The organism is Vibrio tubiashii, assembly GCF_028551255.1.
GTDB lineage: Bacteria > Pseudomonadota > Gammaproteobacteria > Enterobacterales > Vibrionaceae > Vibrio > Vibrio tubiashii_B.
The window spans coordinates 721003-739559 of record NZ_CP117029.1 but is presented as its reverse complement, the minus strand read 5'-3'; the positions used below and the strand labels follow the sequence as shown (position 1 = coordinate 739559).

The following is an 18557-nucleotide window of genomic DNA, read 5'->3' as shown; positions in this document are numbered from 1 at the left end:
TATGCGCGCCATGTGTTGAGCAACTCCGAGCTTGTCTAAGCTGCGAAGTTGCAACAAACCGACAGAATAATGGTCCCTCTGACCTGTGGCCGTACAGCGAACGCCCTACACTATAATGATTTACTGGCGGCCACCTACTTTCCTTCAACCTGTTTTCTACTAAGCTGATCTATTGCGCGTCTTCACTGGTCGTTGCCTCTAGTCGAGGAGTTTGCAGTACCAATGCTGTAATAGTGCGTGCCTGCGCTGCTAAGTTGTCGTTCCAACTTGGCCAGATACGCGAGATGTAAGGATTATTGCCTTCACCTGCTGCCATAAAACTATCGTTAAATGTATCGGCCATTTTCTTGAGTGATTTCTCTTCATCATCCACCCAATTCCCGCGACTGAATCCCGCTTCAACACCCGCTAATGCGGTTTTCGGGAAATAGCACAACGGCTCGGTCATACCTTGGTAGAACAAACGAACCAGCTCAGATAACAAACTATGAGCGTAGCTAGAATCTGCAATTTCAGGGTAGATAAGATGAACAACCCCTTCTTTGCGATCATAGCCAATCATATGGGTGCGCTTGCTAATGCCCATCGCCGACATCGCTAGGTGGTCTATCCAAGCCGACAAGTAGTCTTGTGAACGAACCTTACCGCTGCGAAAACGAATTAAGCCTGACTGATAATATTGTGTCAGCCAGCCAGTTAGGTTGATCTTTTTATCCTCACCTAAGACGTCAAATGTCAGTTTTACTTCGAGGTCATTCGCTTCGCTGCCACATAAGAAGGTCAGTTTTTCCACCAGCTCCTGCGCCTGAACTCGGTTAGTTTCAAACTCAATATCACCAAATGCGCCAACCGGTAATCTCCCTTGCGCACGTTGCTGCTTAACAAAGCTTTCAATCACACCCTTGCTATCTTGACCACCCGAGAGCTGCTGTTTGAGTAAGCTATCTAATAAACTGTCGCGCATTTGATAGCTTTCTAAGCCATTGAGTACAAAGGGCTCGTCATCTTCCATAACCGGTAGCGGCGGCTCAAACAATACTTTTAAGCGGCGATTGAAAAAGTATTGCACTGGCAAACGCCAGAAGCGTTGCAGCTCAACCAGATCCAGCTCTAATGGATAGGTCGCATCGAGTAAGTAATCTTGCAGTTGTCGATTAAACTCACCGCTTACCTGACCTAATCGGTTCACCGCAGGTAACCACTCTTTAGCATAACTTGGATGCTCACCGACAAACGCGGTAGCACTAAACGGCACCATAGAGTGGTGAGTGATAAGTTCTGATAGCAGTTTTTCTCCAGACTCATCACTCGCTAACACCTCGTCTCCATCTAGGCGGTAGTTTTGATGGCAATACTCCATCAGTTCAGAAACTAGCACCGATGGCACACGCTCGGTATTATCTTGGATTGAGCGGCCAACATAGCTGATGTATAGCGTTTGCTGTGCAGAAAGCATGGCCTCTAAGAATAGGTATCTGTCATCATCTCGGCGAGAGCGATCCCCTGGTTTGGTTCGCCCATTCATCAGGTCGAAGCCCTCTGGCGGCATAGAACGTGGATAGACACCATCATTCATGCCCAGTAAGCACACCGTTCTAAATGGAATAGAGCGCATCGGCATCAAAGTACAGAAGTTCACTTGTCCAGCAAGGAAGCGTTGGCTGATCCGCGTCCCAGACAATTTGTTGTTCAAATAGGTGGTAATAATCGCCGGAGATAATGACTGCTCGAAGGCAGCGTCAGTCAGTTGTTCTTTTAAGTTGGCTAAGGTGTCACGAATCGATTTGAGCGCCGCCTCACCTTCCAGTTCAATACTAAAGAAATCATCCAGCAGCAAGGTAAGTATTTCACGCCAACTATCAATTGATTGAGTTTGTACTAGTTTGTGTCGGTAATCGCTGATCGTTTCAATAAAGTGCGCCAGCTTGCCCGCTAACTCCGCGCCCATTCCTTGCACTTCATTGTATGGTGACAGCGCCCCTGACTTGGATTCAAACAGCCCTGCTGATTCTGGCATGGCGTAGCCAAGCAACATGCGCTCAATACCAAACTGCCAAGTATTTTGCGCTGTCTCAGGTAAATCAAACTCTTGTCCTGTGGTCGAATTCAATCCCCAGCGAATACCCGACTCTTCTACCCACTGTTTAGCTAAAATAAACTCATCTTCCGTTAACCCAAATCGAGCCAAGATCGCCGGGGTTTCAAGCAGTTCGAGTAACTCAGACGCTAAACAACGGGTGTTTGGCAGGTTAACCAACTGCATAAATGCATTAAGAATTGGGCTTTCTTGGTCGGCGGTACGGTCAGAAATAGAGTAAGGGATAAATCGTTCACCGGGGGCGTTGCCAAACACGGCTTGAATGGCGGGGCTGTAGGCATTGATGTCCGCCACCATGACAATGATATCGCGTGGCTTTAAACTTGGATCGGCATCGAACATCGCCAATAGCTGATCATGTAAGACTTCCACTTCACGCATCGGGCTATGGCAAGCATGCAGCGTGAGGGATTTATCGCCTAATTGCACCACTTGTTTATGCGTACTGGTTTCTAACTGATGATCATCTTGATGCTCTTCAAGATTGAGAATGTCTGCTTGAAGTTGATGAAGCAATGAATCTCGCTCAACATCAACAAAGGCTTCAATCTCATGGGACTCTAGCTGCGAGAGAAGATACATGTTGTCGCGCCCCAACTTACCCATTGAAGCGAGTAAGCTGTTCCCCACCGCATTGGTATGTAGCTCATCAAGTACGTTATCTTCAATCGAGCCTTTAAGCTGCTCACTCTCACCCTGTTGCTCTGAGTGGTCTTGATTCCACACCACATGTTTACGGTGTTTTGCCGCTAAACGCGCCAAGAACTTTCTGTCTCGTACCTCGCCCCAGTAGTAACGACAAGGGTTGGTAAACATCAGGTGGACATCAATATGCTCACCAATGGCTTTAAGCGCATCCATATAACGTGGCGGCAGTGAGGTAATTCCGAACACAAACAAGCGCTGAGGCAAATGTTCAAAACTGCCCTGAAAGTTTTCTAAGGTATCGATAAAGTGTTCGTACAAGTTGGCGCGATGATAAGGTGACTGACCTAAAGCAACGGTATGATCGTAAAGCGCTTGCCATAAAATCGGCTGCCAAGGGTGCTCATCTTCCAATTCCAGTACCGCTTGCCCCGCTTCCCAACTGGCAATCCACTCTGGTCGATAAACCAAATAACCATCAAAGATATCGGCAATTTTCTCTGAGAGTTGGTAAAGCTTGGAACTGTCTTCGTCTTGCTCTAGATAGCGTTTAAGTGGTTCGAACTCTGGCTGAATCAAAAGCCCAGGTAAGATGTGCATCAGCTTCCACGTCATCGACTCTTTGTTAAAGGCGCTACGCTTAGGTACATCTGGCAATACCTCTGTAAACATGTTCCAGATAAATGTCGCTGGCAGAGGAAAATCAATGTTTGCCGCTACGCCAAACTCTTTAGCCAGTTCCATCTTCAACCACTGAGACATACCCGGGCTTTGAACCAAGATCTGCTCTTTATCGAAAGGGTTTTCTAATGGATTGAGACGAACGAGTTCAACAAGTAGTGACTTTAAGACGTCGACTTGGTTGGAATGGTAGACAGTAAACAAAATGCACTCACACTAATATTGCCGCAACTAGGGTGAGACTAGCACAAGCTGATCAATTTCGAGAGCGTTATAAGCGTATGATTTGGCTCGAATCAAAATACCCGCTCAAGCCTTAAACAGACAAGAGCGGGTAGGAGGGAGAAATCATCAATTAAGGCGATAAAACCTTATTGAGCGATGAGATCTTTGTAAGCGATAGTCTTACCTTGTGGCTTCTCGTTAGCCAGTTTCGCTTTTGGAGCACCTAGCTGAGATAACCAGTGTTCTGGGTCTTTCTTCGGATTCAGCTGAGGACCACACTCACCTTGTGCACCACTACGCTCTAGACGTTGCAGTACTCGGTCTTGGGCTTTTGCTAGACCATCCAATGCTTCTTGAGGTGTTTTCTCACCGCTTGCTGCTTCAGAAACGTATTGCCACCATAGCTGAGCCAGTTTTGGATAATCTGGCACGTTGGTACCTGTTGGTGTCCATTGTTTACGAGCATCACTGCGGTAGAACTCAACCAAGCCACCCAGTTTTGGCGCCGCTTCCGTCATCGCGTCTGAGTTGATATCCGACTCACGAATTGGCGTTAGACCAACCAAAGTTTTCTTCAAGCTGACTGATTTAGAAACCACAAACTGAGCGTATAACCATGCAGCCTGACGACGATCAACAGGGGTACTGTTGAGGAATGTCCACGAGCCCGCATCTTGGTAACCAAGCTTCATACCATCTTCCCAGTATGGGCCACGTGGTGATGGAGCCATACGCCATTTAGGTGTGCCGTCTTCATTGACAACAGGAAGACCTGGCTTGGTCATGTCAGCAGTAAAGGCGGTGTACCAGAAAATTTGCTGCGCGATAGAACCTTGAGCTGGAACTGGGCCTGCTTCACCAAATGTCATACCCTGAGCTTCTGGTGGCGCGTACTGCTTAAGCCAATCCACATATTTGGTCGTTGCATAAACTGCTGCTGGGCCGTTAGTTGCGCCGCCACGAGCGACATCTGAGCCAACTGGCTTACAACCTTCGATACGAATACCCCATTCATCAACAGGCAGGCCGTTTGGAATACCTTTGTCACCCGCACCCGCCATTGAGAACCACGAGTCCGTGAAACGCCAACCTAGCGAAGGATCTTTCTTACCGTAATCCATGTGACCGTATACAGGCTCGCCATCGATGGTCTTAACTTTATCGGTAAAGAACTCGGCGATATCTTCATACGCTGACCAGTTCAAAGGTACACCAAGCTCATAGCCATACTCTTTCTTGAACTTAGCTTTCAAATCTTCGCGCTCAAACCAGTCTGCTCGGAACCAGTACAGGTTCGCGAACTGTTGGTCAGGAAGTTGATAGAGCTTACCGTCAGGGCCTGTCGTGAAGTCCAAGCCAATAAAATCTTGCAGGTCTAAGTATGGGTTAGTTACGCTTTTCCCTTCACCTTCCATGAAGTCTGAAATAGGTACAACTTTACCGTAACGAACGTGAGTACCAATCAAGTCGGAATCGTTAATGTAGGCGTCGTAGATGTTACGCCCTGTCTGCATCTGAGTTTGTAGCTTTTCTACTACATCACCTTCTTGAATCAGGTCATGATTTACCTTGATACCTGTGATTTCATAGAATGCCTTTGCCAATACTTTCGCTTCGTACTCGTGCGTAGTAATGGTTTCAGAAGCAACATTGATTTCCATACCTTGGTAAGGCTTAGCAGCATCGATAAACCACTGCATCTCTTGCGTTTGTTCATCCTGTGACAAAGTCGTCGGAGTAAACTCTTCACTCATCCATTTTTTTGCCGCCGCCATGTCAGCTAGCGCAGCAGGAGAGATTGCAGCAAGCGCAAAGGTCAGTGCTAAGCTACGTGCAAGGTAAGACTTTTTGATATCCTTTTTCATTATTGTGTAACTCCAGTTATGAGTATTCTGTCTCTTACGTTATTGATTACACTCATTACCTAGCGACTATGGCATCCTGTCAGACTGGTAATGAGCACATGTCAGTCAGTTGTCTTTATCCCCATTTCAAAACTGTACCCAGCCAGATCACGCAGAGCGTGAATGGCACCCAAATTGATAATTCTGTCAGCCCTACAAACCCAAGATGGATAAATGCGGAGCTTAATAAACCGATAAACAGACGATCGCCACGTGTGGTCGTGATAGGAAGAAACCCTTTACGCTCAATACATGGCGTACGAATTTCTTGAATCGTCATTGTGAGTAAGATCAGCGCAATCCCCAGAAAGAACAGTGCTGAAGGTGTTGTCCATGCCATCCAAGCCATGATTTGTCTCCTTAAACTCGACCCAGTGCGAAGCCTTTCGCAACATGGTTTCTCACGAACCAGATAACCAAAATACCTGGCAAAATGGTCAGCACACCGGCAGCCGCCAGTACGCCCCAGTCAATACCAGACGCACTGACCGTACGGGTCATAACCGCAGATATAGGCTTGGCATCAATAGAGGTCAGCGTGCGTGCGAGTAGCAGCTCTACCCAGCTGAACATAAAGCAGAAAAAAGCCGAGACCCCAATCCCCGAACGGATCATCGGCAAAAAGATTTTCACGAAAAACTTCGGAAAGCTGTAACCGTCAATGTAAGCGGTCTCATCGATTTCACGTGGCACACTCGACATAAAGCCTTCAAGAATCCATACCGCCAAAGGGACATTGAACAAACAGTGCGCAAGCGCGACCGCAATATGGGTATCGAAAAGACCAACCGACGAGTAAAGCTGGAAGAATGGCAGCAGGAATACCGCAGGTGGCGCCATTTTGTTGGTCAACAGCCAAAAGAACAGGTGGTTGTCGCCAATAAACTTAAAACGCGAGAAAGCGTATGCCGCTGGCAGTGCCACTGTTAGGGTAATGACCATATTCATGACTACGTAAATGATGGAATTCACGTACCCCATGTACCAGCTTGAATCAGAGAAGATGGTCGCATAGTTTTTCAGCGTCCAAGTCTCTGGTAGGAAGCTCAGTCCACCTAAGATTTCCTGGTTCTCCTTGAAAGACATGTTAAGTAACCAGTAAATCGGCAGCATCAAACAGATGATGTAGAACGCTAACCCGACAATTTGTGTATAGCGGGTGTATTTTGATTTTGTCATCGCCATTGTAGTTTCCTTACTTGTTTTCACCGTGCGTCATTGCGGTATAGAACACCCAACTCACCAACAAGATGATTAGGAAATAGATAATTGAGAAAGCCGCTGCAGGACCAATATCGAACTGGCCAATGGCCATTTTGGTCAACGTTTGGCTGAGGAAGGTCGTTGAGTTACCCGGTCCACCACCCGTCAAGACAAACGGTTCGGTGTAAATCATGAAGCTGTCCATAAAGCGGATAAGAATGCCGATTAACAGCACACTCTTTAGCTTCGGCAACTGAATATAACGAATGATTGACCAAGTAGAAGCGCGGTCGATGTTCGCCGCCTGATAGTAAGCGTCAGGAATCGCACGTAAACCTGAATAACACAGCAACGCGATTAACGATGTCCAGTGCCAGACATCCATCAGAATAACCGTTAGCCATGCATCAATTGGGTTGCCGGCGTAGTTGTAGTCAATCCCCATGCCATTGAGTGCCCAACCAAACAAACCGATATCTGCACGACCAAAGATCTGCCAGATTGTGCCGACCACGTTAAGTGGAATAAGCAATGGAATCGCTAACACAATCAGACAAAATGCAGACCACTTACCTTTGGTTGGCATTGTCAGAGCAACAATGATCCCTAGCGGAACTTCAATAAGCAAAATCGTGAAAGTAAAACCAAACTGACGAAGCAGCGCGCCATGTAATCGATCATCATTGAGAATTTCTCGATACCACTCGGTGCCAACAAAGTATGCGGTGTTAGCATCAAAAATATCCTGCAAGGAATAGTTCACTACGGTCATCAAGGGCACAATCGCACTGAATGCGACCAGTATGAAGACGGGTAGAACGAGGAACCACGCTTTATTGTTTGCTACCTTATCCATTACTCTTCCCCTACATTGACTAAGAATTCATCGACATACAGCATGGTCCATTGTTCAGGGAAGCTGATGTAAGCCTCTTTTTCTGGAACAGGTTGATCCTCTTGAAGACGTGCTTTGATTTGTTTATTACCCAATTGCAGTGTGACAATCTTATAGGTACCTAAGTCTTCAACGTGTAACACTTCACAACGCAGCGCAGACTCATTGCCCTTCTCCCACACATGGACAAATTCAGGTCGAATACCGATCTTGATGTTGTTGCTACCTGCTTGAGCAACGGCATGACGGTAGGACTCAGATAACGGCACTTCAACACCATCGAACATCACGCCATTATCCGTTGGCGTCACCTCCATTAAGTTCATGCCTGGACTGCCAATAAAGTAACCAACAAAGGTGTGGTTCGGTCTTTCAAACAACTCTCTTGGGGTACCAAATTGAACAATCTGACCGTTGTACATCACGGCAATTTCATCAGCGAACGTCGACGCTTCAAGCTGATCGTGTGTGACGTACACCATGGTGATATTGAACTGCTGATGGATTTGCTTTAGCTTGCGGCGCAGTTTCCACTTCAACTGCGGATCGATAACGGTGAGCGGTTCATCGAACAAAATCGCCGACACGTCATCTCGCACCAGACCTCGCCCCATCGACACTTTCTGCTTTTCATCTGCGGTAAGGTGTTGTGCTTTTTTCGACAGCACATTGGTCAGCTCTAAGATTTCAGCAATTTCGGTCACTTTGGAGTGAACCTTTGCTTTGTGTACCTTCATGTTGCGTAGTGGAAACGCCAAGTTGTCGTAGACAGACATGGTGTCGTAGATGACTGGAAACTGGAAAACCTGAGCGATATTACGGTCTTGCGGGCGAAGCTCGTTGACTCGCATGTCGTCAAACATCACATCACCTTGAGATGGGCTCATCAATCCAGAAATAATGTTCAACAGTGTCGACTTACCACAGCCCGATGGCCCCAATAGAGCGTATGCACCGCCCTGCTTCCAAACGTGATTCATCTCTTTAATCGCATAAGGTGATGAAGCCGTTGGTTTCTTATCATAAGTATGCGCGAGTGAATTGAGTGTAATTTGAACCATGACGACTACCCCCTAACATCACGAATCGGGGCATGGATAAGGTTCTGATCCATACCAAAGACATAGAATTTGTGGATTGGAATATAGATTTTGATCGTCTCATCCACATCGTAGGTATGTACGCCTGGTAAGTGCAGTACCATATCGAGGTGCGCATTACGTACATGGAGAAACGTCTCAGAGCCACTGATCTCTGCAACTTCTACCTGAACGGTTAGCTCTACATCATCGTCATTTTTTGGCAGTAAGCTCAGATGGCTCGGGCGAATGCCAAATTGGTACTCCCCTTTATCTAACTTACTGAGTGACTGGTTAAGTGGAAAATGAGCACTCTTATCAAACGTCACTTCATTGCTGGTTACTGCACCCGAGATCAGGTTGATAGGTGGCTCACTAAACAAGGTTGCTGAATCGACGTTATCTGGTTGGTGGTAAACCGAGGCAGTCGGGCCAGATTGAATCACCTGACCTTCATGCAGAATGGTGGTTGTACCGCCAAGCGCAAGCGCTTCATTCGGCTCCGTTGTCGCGTAAATCGCAATGGTGTGCCTGGTTTGGAATAACTCACGCATTTCTTGACGCAACTCTTCACGTAGCTTGTAGTCAAGGTTGACGAGCGGTTCATCAAAAAGAATGATTTCCGCATCTTTAACTAAAGCGCGAGCCATCGCAGTACGCTGCTGCTGACCGCCAGAAAGCTCTAATGGATGTTTCTTCAAGTGTTCAGTAATACGCAACATTTCTGCGGTTGCGTGAACACGCTCTTGAATTTCTTTCTCTGGCATGCCCGCCAAGCGTAGTGGTGAAGCCACGTTTTCAAACACGCTTAGGTTGGGATAGTTAATAAACTGCTGGTACACCATCGAGATGTTACGCTCCCTTACGGAGACTCCCGTGACATCCACGCCGTTTACCAGAATCTTCCCTGATGTTGGTTTGTCTAGACCTGCGATAAGTCGCATCAACGAGGTCTTTCCTGCCAATGTGCGTCCTAGCAACACATTGAACGAACCAGGCTCAAAGGTGAGGTTAACGTCTGAGATATGCATCTCACCGTCAACGTATTTGCTTACCTGCTCAAGTGTTAATGACACTAAAAACTCCTTACCATTCGAACAATAATTTTTTCGATATTGTTCGGTAGAGCGAGAGTCATGCCAACTTACAAAATTTGAAACAATTATTTTACAATACAGTTTTCCAGCCCTTTAAACATAAGGATATTGTGACTAAAAACTCAGTAAGGGCCTAGATTTCATACTCATTCCACATATGAGACCACCGTAACATTTGTTAATAAAATGTGTTCAAAACATGTTCAAGGTGTTCAGATGAGTGATATGTTAAGTGAGCGTTTGTGATCATTAACGTTCACATACGAACAATTAGAATAATTACTTAAAAGTGACTTTGTATCGCTGCTATTGGCCAACACTATGGACAAAAAACATCAATCAATGATCGAGAGCTCTTGGCAACGCTGTCGGGATGCTGGGCTAGTTCACAACAGCAACCCGATAATAGAGATGGAAACAGGACAAGCCTTCTCTCACACTCTCGAAGAACACTCGGGGTTGCTGACCACAACTCAGCAAAAGGTATTGCCTTTCTATGACAGTTTACTTTCCAATAGCAATTGCTTGATCACGCTAGCAAACACGAATGGTCAGGTGTTGAACAGCTGGGGTGAACAACGCTTTTTCTCACAAAGGCAACCGCAGGTTTTCCAAAACGGTGTGCATTGGCAGGAAGGACTTATCGGCACCAACGCGATAGGTACCGCTCTTGAGACGGGTTCTATTGTTCAGGTGTTTCACGATGAACACTTTTTGACATCCAATCGATTTATGACGGGTTCAGCTGCGCCACTATTTGATGCCGATAGAAAGATGGCTGGTGTATTGTCTATTTCTAGCGATGCGTACATGCCGACGGCTCATACCTTGGGTATGGTGAAGTTGATGTCACAAGCGATTGAGAACCAACTCATCGCCTCTAAATTTCAATCTGATCACTATCTACTGTGGTTTAACACTTCCCCTGAAAACATTGATAGCCAGTGGTCATCTTTGCTGGTGTTCAATGAACAAGGTGTGATCGTTTCTGCTAATCGACGTGCAGAAGTCGTACTCGGACAAGATCTAGCTTTGCAAAGACTAGAACAGATTTTTGATATTAAGCTTGAGCAGCTGTTGTCTCACCCTCCTTTCAATCCGACGGCGATTAGCACCCATTCACGCTTTAGTTTTTTTGGCATTATTACCCCACCAAAGGTGCCTCAAGGAAGGCAAATCGACTACCGTAAATCGATTCCTAAGACTGACTTAAAAGACGCAAAAGCACCGCTGGATTTGGAGCGCTTGAACATGGGTGATCCTAGATTGGCAAAGGCCATCACTCAGGCAAGTCGCATTCTAAATACTGATATTCCTATCTTGATTCACGGTGAAACGGGCGTAGGTAAAGAGGTGTTCGTCAACGCTCTACACCTATCTAGTGAGCGAAAGCACGCTCCTATGATTGCCGTGAACTGCGCAGCAATTCCGGCCGAGTTAGTGGAATCAGAGCTATTCGGATACGAAAAAGGGGCTTTCACCGGAGCGAACAATAAAGGCTATATCGGATTAATCCGCAAGGCAGACAAAGGCACCTTGTTCTTAGATGAATTGGGCGATATGCCAATGAATGTTCAGGCTAGACTGCTGCGTGTCTTGCAAGAGCGTAAAGTAACACCACTCGGTTCAACCACATCATACCCTGTTGATTTTAAATTAGTTTCCGCGACAAACCGGAATTTAAAACAGGATGTAGAGCGAGGGACATTTCGCCAAGATTTATACTACCGAGTCACTGGACTCAATCTATCTCTGCCCGCTCTGAGGGAGAGAACAGACAAAGAAGCATTGGTGAAATTCTTGCTAGCCAAATACGCGCTTGATGAGGAAACGCCCAACATCAGCCTAGAAGTGCTAGCCATGTTTAAGTCACACCCTTGGCCGGGTAACATCAGGCAGATGGTCAGTGTGATTCAAATTGCGATTGCGATGGCTGGCGATGAGACTATCTGTGTCGAACACCTTCCTGATGACTTTCTGCATGATCTTGAACTGCACGACCTTGAAGCACAGCAACCAGAGCCAATCGCGATGGCAACAACCAATATCAGTCTGCTGACTCCTCCCGAGCAATCCGAGTTAGACCAGGGAGACTGGCTAAGCGTTTATGAGCAAAACGGCCGCAATGTTTCTGCGACCGCGAAAGATTTGAATATCAGCCGAAACACCTTGTATAAACGGTTGAGAGAACAAGGACTGCGTTAGTTTGATGCTAAGCCCAATGCATTGCTCACAGGTTTGTAGAAGGTGAGATATCTTAGGGCCACGTAGCTAACGACTAAGGTCGCCACAACCAGTTCAATGGCGGCTATCCATTGCACTTGCACAATGTACTTGTTTGCAACGCCAATGGTTTCCATCCATGCGGCAAGTTTAAATAGCGCTGTTGCACCAATCACCATTGGGAAAGTAAATGCAGCATAGCCTGGGCTGAATGGCAGTCTGAGTAATTTAAAGAAAGCCAAGTAGATAATAGCTGTCATCAAAATCGCAATGCCAAACAGCAGACCAATGATCACAGGTGAAGGGTCAGCAGTGACCGTTAAATATCCCGCTAACGATAGGCTGGCAGGTGCTGCCATGATCGCCATGGTTGGTTTGGCTGCGTCTGGAATCTCATGAGTAAACATAAAGCGATAGATCATCATTGGCAGCATCACGGCATAGGCGACCATTCCGAACAATAGCGCGCCATCTGCAATATGGCTCAAAACAGGGTTACCTGAGAAAGATACATCAGCCACAATAATGCCTACCGGTGGTACAAACCAACTCGGTACCATATGGTGCAATTCAAACTCTTGCGCTCTGTGATAGATAAAACTGACTAGAAACACAATGTGAAGACCAACCGCAAAAAGCCAAAGTAAATCGCCAGCTAAAGGGTAAAAGTGCCCTAAAGAATTCGAAACTACCATAGTGCCCATCGCAAACGTTGGTACAACACTACCCACAACAGGGTGAGCAAGATCTTCACGCAATAGATGATTATGAAAGAGAAATTTTACGGCTAGAACAGCCAGCAATACACTTGCGATTGCCGCTCCACTCCACTGAGCATAGCCATCAAATGGGGCCGCATTTTCCCAACACCATCCTAAACTGGCAATACCAAGCGCTAAGCCTGCCATAGGAGTAGGCGCACCCATCACTTTTGCTTTTGCTGCTTTAATCATCTTTGTTTACCTAGTTTGCTTACCATGGAGCTAGTTTACGCTTGCCAATTGTTCGATAATATCTAATTATTTAGAACATATGTTCAGACAATCTTAACGAAGCTATGGCCACGAATATTTCTCTAAAACAGCTCAGAGTGTTTATCTCAATCACGCAACATGACACGTTAACGGCAGCGTCAGAAGCCTTGTTTTTGTCCAAGGCGGCGGTCAGCATGGCGTTGTCCGAGCTAGAAAAACAAATCGGCCATTCATTGTTCGATAGAGTCAATAACCGACTTATCCTCAATCAAGAAGGGCAGAAACTACTGCCTTTAGCGGACGAACTCATTGAGCGGGCGCAAGATATTGAACAGTTATTTGATAATGACCAGACATTGACGGGTGAATTAAGAATAGGAGCCAGTGACACTATAGGTAATCAAGTTGCACCCTACTTAATTAGTGATTTTCGCCGCCATACCAATCACCATTCCCAAAGCTTGTTTATCTCCAACTCTGCATTGATCTGTCAGAAGTTGGTCGACTATGAGCTTGATCTTGCACTGATTGAAGGGAAAACACTGCACCCCGAGCTGATTTCTACCCAATTCAGCCAAGACGAAATGTGCGTGATCTGCTCCCCTGATTCGCCACTAGCAAATAAACAAAGGTTTAGTGTTGGTGATTTAGAAGAGAGTGAGTGGATATTGCGCGAGCCTGGTTCAGGTTCGCGAGAGTTTTTCCTTCGCGCAATTGCTCCGCGTATTGAACAGTGGCATGAATCATTTCAGCTCAACACCACAGAAGCATTGATTAATAGTGTATCTGCTGGGCTGGGCTTGGGTTGCTTATCTAAACTCGCGGCTCAGCCGGCGTTAACCGATGGTAGAGTGATAGAACTTAAACTCTCTTTGGATATGAAAAGGCGCTACTGGTTGCTGGTGCATAAAGAAAAATATCAGAGCCCATTGCTCAAATCCTTTATCGAATATTGCCATCAATGGGATTAAAAAAAGGGCAACTCCAATAACCAGAGTTGCCCTACGAATCCTAATTAGCGGGATCAGACAGTGGATTCATTTGCAGGTTCAAGTGCAATATTGTGCTCAGCTGCTTGTTTCTTCTGTTGGCTACGTTTTGCCAGTACGTAGTAGAACAGCGGTGTTAGCAGTAGTCCAAACACAGTGACACCAATCATGCCGGAAAAGACGGCAATGCCCATTGCTTGCCTCATTTCCGCACCTGCGCCAGTTGAGAACACCATAGGAACCACGCCCATAATAAAGGCGATAGATGTCATCAGAATCGGGCGCAAACGTAGGCGAGATGCCTCTAAGATTGCCTCCATGACTGTACGACCTCTATCTTGTAATTCCTTGGCAAACTCAACAATTAAAATTGCGTTCTTAGTCGCCAAACCAACCAATACAATTAAACCTATTTGGGTGAAGATGTTGTTGTCACTTCCCCACAAGATCACACCACTGATCGCTGACAACAGCGTCATTGGTATAATCAAGATAATCGCCATAGGTAAACGCACACTCTCATACTGTGCAGCCAGTACTAAGAACACCAATAGAATCACCAATGGATAGATTAAGGTGGCTGTATTACCTGCAAGTTTTTGCTGATAAGTGAGCTCCGTCCATTCATAAGTCATGCCGATTGGCAAAGTCTCAGCGAGAATCTTTTCAATCGCTGCCTGTGCTTCACCAGAGCTTACACCCGGCATTGGGCTACCGTTAATTTCTGCGGTCTTATAGGCGTTGTAGTGCATGACGCGATCAGGACCTGCGACGTTATCAACATTGACAAATGAGCCAAGTGGGATCATTTCGCCATCGGCATTTCTTACCTTAAGTTGGCGGATCTGCTCTGGGTTTTGACGAAACGCTTCATCAGCCTGAACATTCACCTGATAGGTGCGACCAAATCGGTTGATGTCGTTGACGTAAGTTGAGCCCATGTAAGATTGCAGCGTTGCAAAGACCTCATCTAAAGAGACATTTTGTTTCAGCGCTTTAGTACGATCTACGTCTAGCTCTAGTTGTGGCACATTAACCTGATAGCTTGAGAACACGCCTGTTAAAGCGGGATCAGCCCAAGCCTTCATGATGACTTGTTGAGTGACCTGATACAAAGCCTCATAGCCGTGATTACCTCTATCTTGGATTTGTAGCCTAAAGCCACCAATCGTACCCAGACCTTGAACCGGTGGCGGTGGGAAGATGGCAATAAAGGCATCGGGAATCGCAGCAAACTTCTGGTTAAGTTGCATCGCGATTGCACCTGCACTCAAGCTAGGATCTTGTCGGTCTTCAAAATCAGACAGTGGCGTGAAAACAATGCCGCTGTTAGGGCTGTTGGTAAATCCATTGATACTTAATCCCGGGAAAGCCACCGAATGTTCAACGCCCGGTTGAGCAAGTGCAATCTCAGACATTTCACGAATCACAGCATCAGTACGCTCAAGTGAAGCCGCATCAGGTAACTGAGCAAAAGCAACTAAATACTGCTTATCTTGCCCGGGTACATAACCTGTCGGCGTTTGATCAAACTGATAAGCCGTTAAGCCTAGTAGTCCAACATAGATAACACCAATCAAGGCACCGAGACGGATGGTTTTCTTCACCACGTAACCGTAGGCACTAGCACCTTTGTTAAACAGCTTATTAAACGGAGCAAAAATCAGGCGCCCAAACAGTGAATCCATCACACGAGTTAGCCAGTCTTTAGGCTGATCATGACCTTTTAGTAATAGTGCCGATAACGCAGGGCTCAAGGTCAATGAGTTAATCGCAGATATAAAGGTCGAGATGGTAATCGTCAGCGCAAACTGCTTATAGAACTGCCCCGTTAAGCCTGACATAAAAGCGGTGGGAATAAATACCGCAGCAAGAACTAAGGTCGTCGCGACGATAGGCCCTGTCACTTCACGCATCGCTTTTTCCGTTGCGGGAATCGGGGCCAAGCCTTCTGCTATGTTTCGTTCAACATTCTCCACCACCACGATGGCATCATCGACAACAATACCTATCGCCAGTACTAAACCAAACAGCGATAACGCATTGAGTGAAAAGCCCATCAGATGCATGAACGCAAAGGTACCGACCAAAGAAACCGGAACAGCCACCAGCGGGATGATTGAAGCGCGCCACGTTTGTAGGAATAGCACCACAACCAAAACAACCAGTAAAACCGCCTCTAGTAATGTTTGAACAACCGCTTCAATTGAGCCACGAACAAAGACTGTCGGGTCATAAACGATGTCGTATGCAACACCTTGTGGGAAGCTCTGCTCAAGCTCAGCCATCTTGCTACGCACATCTTCAGAGATCTGGATTGCATTCGAACCAGAAGCTTGGAAAACACCGATCGCTACCGCATCTTGGTTATCCAATAGTGAACGTAGTGAGTAGGTTTCTGCGCCAAGCTCAATTCGAGCAACATCTTTAAGACGGTTAACCTGACCGTTTTCACCGACTTTGATGATGATGTTTTCAAACTCTTCAACATCAGTGAGTCGACCTTTCACATTGATGAGCAATTGGAAGTCAGAATTGCCGCTTGGCTGCGCACCTAGGCTACCTGCCGCTGCTTGTTGGTTTTGCTCACGTACTGCTGCAATGATTTCGGTAGGGTTTAAGCCCAGTGCAGCGACCTTATTAGGGTCAAGCCAGATACGCATGCTGTACTCGCCGCCACCAAATACACGCACCGCGCCAACACCTTCAATACGGGTAATTTCATCACGTACATTAAGCGCCGCATAGTTTGCCAAGTAGAGCAAATCGTAGCGTTCGTCTGGAGAGTAAAGGTGAACCACCATGGTCAAATCAGGAGACGACTTCTCGGTAACCACACCTAAACGCTGAACCTCTTCTGGCAACCTTGGCAATGCGCGGTCAACGCGACTTTGCACTAAGGTTTGCGCTTTGTCAGCGTCAGTGCCAATTTCAAAGGTTACCGTTAAGGTCATCATCCCATCAGAGGTGGCTTGCGAAGACATATACAACATATCTTCGACACCGTTAATTTCCTCTTCGAGAGGAGATGCAACCGTATCGGCTATGACTTTAGGGTTTGCGCCTGGATAGGTTGCCGTAACAACGACCGTAGGAGGCACAACTTCTGGATACTCAGTGATAGGCAGCTGCCACACTGACAGTGCACCTGCGATAAAAATGAGTATCGACAGGACCGATGCGAATATCGGCCTACGAATAAAATACTGAGAAAACATCCCGTTATCCCTTCTCGTTTAATGCCGCTGTAGTAAGAGATTGGCGCTGTTGGTCAATCAGATCTTGTTGGTCACGCAACATTGATAAGGTCAATTCGTTCGCCATAGTGACTTCACTTGGTGTCACTGGCATGTTGGCACGCACACGTTGCAGACCATTCACCACCACTTTATCGCCCGGCAATAAACCATCCGCCACAATGCGTAAACCATTGAGTTTTTCACCTAGCGAAACCGCGCGATACTGAACGATATTGTTCTCATCAAGAACCAACACGTATTTATTGTTGAGGTCTGTGCCCACAGCACGATTGTCGATCAACACACCTTCATAGCTGCTTGAACCAGTGATACGCAGTTTCGCAAACATACCAGGCCATAAAGACTGATCTTCATTGTCGAAGACAGCGCGAACTCGAATTGTGCCTGTTGCTTGATTGATTGCGTTATCAACAAAGTCGATGTGCCCTACTCGTGGGTAAGCCGCGTCATTCGCTAAGCCAAGCTGCACTAGCTGCTTCGCGTAACCTTCACCCGCTTTAAGCTTGTTCAACTTCTGGTACTTAAGGAAGGTCACTTCATCAACATCGAAGTAAGCGTACATATGAGCAGTCGACACGAGCGTGGTTAACTGAGTATCACCTGCTGATACATAGTTGCCTTTAGTGATATCAGCCCTAGACACTTTGCCTGTGATCGGCGCAGTGACTTTGGTAAAGGCTAAATCTAATTTGGCTTGAGATAGCGAAGCTTTAATCGCAGCAACACTCGCCGCACCGCGCTGCTTAGCGGTAAAACGTGCATCTACCGTTTCTTGCGAAATAGCATTGTTCTTATTGAGCTTAAGCGCGCGCTGGTGATCTTTGATCGATTGGTTGTAACTAGCTTTAGCGCTGCTCAGTTCCGCTTCAAGTCGCTCTACTTCCGCCACAAATGCTCGGTCATCAATGGAGAAAAGAACGTCGCCTTCTTCAACCATGGTGCCTTCTTCAAAATGCACTTGTTCAACGTAGCCCGACACTCGCGGGATCACCGATACAGTCTGAGGTGATTCTAAACGACCCGTATATTCATCAAGCTCAGTGATGGTTTCAACCAGCACTTCTGCCACCTCAACACCTGGCGGTGGTGGTGCAGACTGAGTCACTTCTGCATGTGAATCCTGACATCCCGACAACACCAAAGGTGCTGCAATTGAGATAAGTAGAAGGGGTGTTTTAAGGTGTTTACCTACCATCTCGCTATCCTTACATTAATTTTGTACCGATCGGTATAATAATCCCAACTTTTGACATTGATCAAGTTAAATTTACCAAATGAATACAT

Annotated in this window: 12 protein-coding genes; 2 read left to right on the top strand and 10 right to left on the bottom strand. The window is 46.5% G+C overall.

Going from position 1 to position 18557, the window contains the following annotated elements:
- Positions 1–169: 169 nt before the first annotated feature.
- The 7 genes from recC to LYZ37_RS03355 all read right to left on the bottom strand — a co-directional run bounded on the left by recC (position 170) and on the right by LYZ37_RS03355 (position 9806).
- Positions 170–3628 carry an exodeoxyribonuclease V subunit gamma gene (recC, locus tag LYZ37_RS03385; protein WP_272786465.1) on the bottom strand — a complete coding sequence of 1153 codons (3459 nt, stop codon included), beginning with the start codon at positions 3626–3628 and terminating at the stop codon, positions 170–172.
- A 167-nt stretch (positions 3629–3795) separates the two neighbouring features.
- Complete coding sequence (locus tag LYZ37_RS03380) at positions 3796–5514, bottom strand: ABC transporter substrate-binding protein (RefSeq protein ID WP_171322223.1); 1719 nt, start codon at positions 5512–5514, stop codon at positions 3796–3798.
- 115 nt (positions 5515–5629) lie between these two features.
- Complete coding sequence (locus LYZ37_RS03375) at positions 5630–5902, bottom strand: DUF2160 domain-containing protein (RefSeq protein WP_272786462.1); 273 nt, start codon at positions 5900–5902, stop codon at positions 5630–5632.
- A gap of 11 nt (positions 5903–5913) precedes the next feature.
- Positions 5914–6732 carry a carbohydrate ABC transporter permease gene (locus LYZ37_RS03370; RefSeq protein WP_004746260.1) on the bottom strand — a complete coding sequence of 273 codons (819 nt, stop codon included), beginning with the start codon at positions 6730–6732 and terminating at the stop codon, positions 5914–5916.
- Positions 6733–6748: 16 nt separating this feature from the next.
- Complete coding sequence (locus LYZ37_RS03365) at positions 6749–7612, bottom strand: carbohydrate ABC transporter permease (RefSeq protein WP_004746259.1); 864 nt, start codon at positions 7610–7612, stop codon at positions 6749–6751.
- Complete coding sequence (locus tag LYZ37_RS03360; protein WP_171322221.1) at positions 7612–8712, bottom strand: ABC transporter ATP-binding protein; 1101 nt, start codon at positions 8710–8712, stop codon at positions 7612–7614. The genes LYZ37_RS03365 and LYZ37_RS03360 overlap by 1 nt, the downstream gene beginning before the upstream one ends.
- 5 nt (positions 8713–8717) lie before the next feature.
- Positions 8718–9806 (bottom strand): ABC transporter ATP-binding protein, encoded by a 1089-nt coding sequence (locus LYZ37_RS03355; RefSeq protein WP_004746257.1) that lies wholly within the window; start codon positions 9804–9806, stop codon positions 8718–8720.
- 342 nt (positions 9807–10148) lie between these two features.
- Here LYZ37_RS03355 and LYZ37_RS03350 point away from each other — a divergent pair, with 342 nt between their 5' ends.
- Positions 10149–12032 carry a sigma-54-dependent Fis family transcriptional regulator gene (locus LYZ37_RS03350; RefSeq protein ID WP_272786458.1) on the top strand — a complete coding sequence of 628 codons (1884 nt, stop codon included), beginning with the start codon at positions 10149–10151 and terminating at the stop codon, positions 12030–12032.
- Here LYZ37_RS03350 and LYZ37_RS03345 read toward each other — a convergent pair.
- Positions 12029–13003 carry a TDT family transporter gene (locus LYZ37_RS03345; RefSeq protein WP_239826399.1) on the bottom strand — a complete coding sequence of 325 codons (975 nt, stop codon included), beginning with the start codon at positions 13001–13003 and terminating at the stop codon, positions 12029–12031. The genes LYZ37_RS03350 and LYZ37_RS03345 overlap by 4 nt on opposite strands.
- Positions 13004–13107: 104 nt before the next feature.
- Here LYZ37_RS03345 and LYZ37_RS03340 point away from each other — a divergent pair, with 104 nt between their 5' ends.
- On the top strand, positions 13108–13995 hold the full coding sequence (locus LYZ37_RS03340; protein ID WP_272786456.1) for a LysR substrate-binding domain-containing protein: 888 nt from the start codon (positions 13108–13110) through the stop codon (positions 13993–13995).
- A gap of 53 nt (positions 13996–14048) precedes the next feature.
- Here LYZ37_RS03340 and LYZ37_RS03335 read toward each other — a convergent pair whose 3' ends face one another.
- Together LYZ37_RS03335 and LYZ37_RS03330 are read right to left on the bottom strand one after the other, a co-directional pair.
- The gene (locus LYZ37_RS03335; protein ID WP_272786455.1) at positions 14049–17231 is read right to left on the bottom strand and encodes an efflux RND transporter permease subunit; all 3183 of its coding nucleotides are present in this window, start codon (positions 17229–17231) and stop codon (positions 14049–14051) included.
- A 4-nt stretch (positions 17232–17235) separates the two neighbouring features.
- The gene (locus LYZ37_RS03330; RefSeq protein ID WP_272786453.1) at positions 17236–18468 is read right to left on the bottom strand and encodes an efflux RND transporter periplasmic adaptor subunit; all 1233 of its coding nucleotides are present in this window, start codon (positions 18466–18468) and stop codon (positions 17236–17238) included.
- Positions 18469–18557 lie beyond the last annotated feature (89 nt).